At 41.6% G+C, this 2016-nt stretch carries 2 protein-coding genes; one reads left to right on the top strand and one right to left on the bottom strand.

Annotated elements, in window-relative coordinates; translation table 11 throughout:
* Positions 1 to 82 precede the first annotated feature (82 nt).
* Positions 83 to 490 carry an ATP-binding protein gene (locus FTU05_RS18155; protein ID WP_180166202.1) on the top strand — a complete coding sequence of 136 codons (408 nt, stop codon included), beginning with the start codon at positions 83 to 85 and terminating at the stop codon, positions 488 to 490.
* Positions 491 to 563: 73 nt separating this feature from the next.
* Here FTU05_RS18155 and mph read toward each other — a convergent pair whose 3' ends face one another.
* A complete protein-coding gene (mph, locus tag FTU05_RS17565; protein ID WP_071830579.1) occupies positions 564 to 1451 on the bottom strand; it encodes an Mph(E)/Mph(G) family macrolide 2'-phosphotransferase in 888 nt (295 codons plus the stop codon).
* Positions 1452 to 2016: the final 565 nt, after the last annotated feature.

The raw sequence follows: 2016 nt of genomic DNA, 5'->3' as shown, positions 1-2016 counted from the left end.
ATTTAAGTGATGTGCTGAAAAGGTTGCCGACACATAAAGTGACTCAGATTGAAGAATTGCTACCACACCGCTGGAAACCTAAATCGAATTAAAAAATAGGCATGGGGTTCAGCGGACGCTTACCAATAAAAGGATATCTGCCACGTTCAAAGAAGCGCATTTTATTGAAAAATATGGGTCAGGCATCAAACGAATCCAAGAAGGCTTCGCATCCTATGGTCTGCGTCCCCCTGTCTTTGAAAATTTCCAGCACGGTTTTCGAGTTATTGTCTCATCAAAGCTACTTTTCGAATCTAATGAGGGAGTAAGTGAGGGAGTAAATCTACTATTTAATCAGATAAGAACTAATCCAGGAAAGCGTGCACCATTTTTAGTAAACGAGCTATTAGTTCCTGTCAAGATAGTAGAGCGGTGGCTCAAAATCTTAAGAGATGATCATAAAATCGAGTTTCGAGGAGCTCCTAAAAGTGGAGGATACTGGCTAAAATAGAAATCAATGATACTCTTAAGTGGCACCAATCGAACTCCTATTTTAGCATTTAAAAAAGTATCCTCACATCATTTTATTGAACAATACCTAAGGCTGCTCTGGCGGCATTGATATGATTATCGTCGTTGCACTCTACCGCAAAAGCGCCATATGCTAATGGAGCTGCAGCAGCCCTCTCTATAGATTGTTCGTAGAGCCTATCCCATATCGTTCCGCCTTGTTTAGCATACTCCGTTATCAAACTCTTCAGGCTATCCTCTCCAAAAACCGATACGTGACCAGAAAAGTCCAGTGCAGGATCACCCATATGCGCAGTAGACCAATCTATGATACCAGAGGTCTTACCTTCCTTCGAGGTTAAGACATGCCCTGCATAGAGATCGCCATGGATGAAACAAGTGAATTCAGGCCACAAAGGGTCATTGTCCAACCATCTACGGTATCTGTTTTCCAACGGCTCGCTGATACCTATCTCAGATTTCACCAAGTGGATACGGTCAGCTATTTCGGTCCTCAATTCACTTGGAGTCATTATTTTCAAGTTGCTCTTTCTCACATCGTCAGCTGTAATACGATGTAATTCGGCCAATGATTTTGCCAGAGACTCCACATAAGCTATGCTATCGCGATCTATGTTCCAAGAAACCTCATGTGTTATCGCATCGAATGTCAGAGCAGGCGCATCCTCCAGTAAAGGGTAGGCTATTAGGCGCTCCGATACAATTTTCCAATCAGGGACATTGATCGACAGGTTTCTTTTGGCTAAATCCAATATTCTACTTTCATTTTCGATTTGTTCAAGCATATCGCTTCTTCGAGGTATACGGAGTACCCAGTTCTCACCGTTTACTTCCTTTACAAAGGCAACTCTAAAGTCGATGCCCATCTCATTGACGCTCATCTCTTCCGAAATTCTCAGCCCATGCTCTAGGGCTAATGTTTGCATATCTTCGATTGTCATTTCTATACTGTTTTCTTTTATTAAATTGGTACCAGTTCCCCCGACAGGACATTCTGAATGTCATATACAGGTGTAACACTTTACCCATATTCTTTTCGTATGGATAACACTTCCCATCAGGGAACAAAAATCTGATACATGAATTAATTGTGAGACAGTAGACCTACTGTCGCATTGAAGCCATCTCGGCGACTATTTGATTAGGAAAACCAAGGCTTTGCCATCATAGCCTTATCATAGAAGTATAACATAGTTGTAAAGATAGAAAATTATTTTTTATTCATCCATGATGTTATTATTTTATAATAACATCATCTAAACATGTCCTGTCGCTCTTTTGTGCTGTGATATTTCATACCTATTAACTGCTTTCGTTTGAATTATACGACGTTCTACTCACAATAGGGCAAGGGTTACTCATTCCGTAGGATGCGGTTCACGTATAGGAAGAATAAACGCCCTTTTCACCCAAGTCCAACAGCTTTGGACCGCAGTTGACTCTTTCGACACCCCTGCGATGCAACCCAATCCGGCTGACGGGGAGCCAGCAACGCTGAAAATTTAC

This window comes from Acinetobacter sp. YH12049 (assembly GCF_013419875.1).
In the GTDB taxonomy this organism is placed as follows: domain Bacteria; phylum Pseudomonadota; class Gammaproteobacteria; order Pseudomonadales; family Moraxellaceae; genus Acinetobacter; species Acinetobacter amyesii.
Note: the sequence above shows the minus strand (reverse complement) of the source record. Positions and strands in the feature narration are given on the sequence as shown.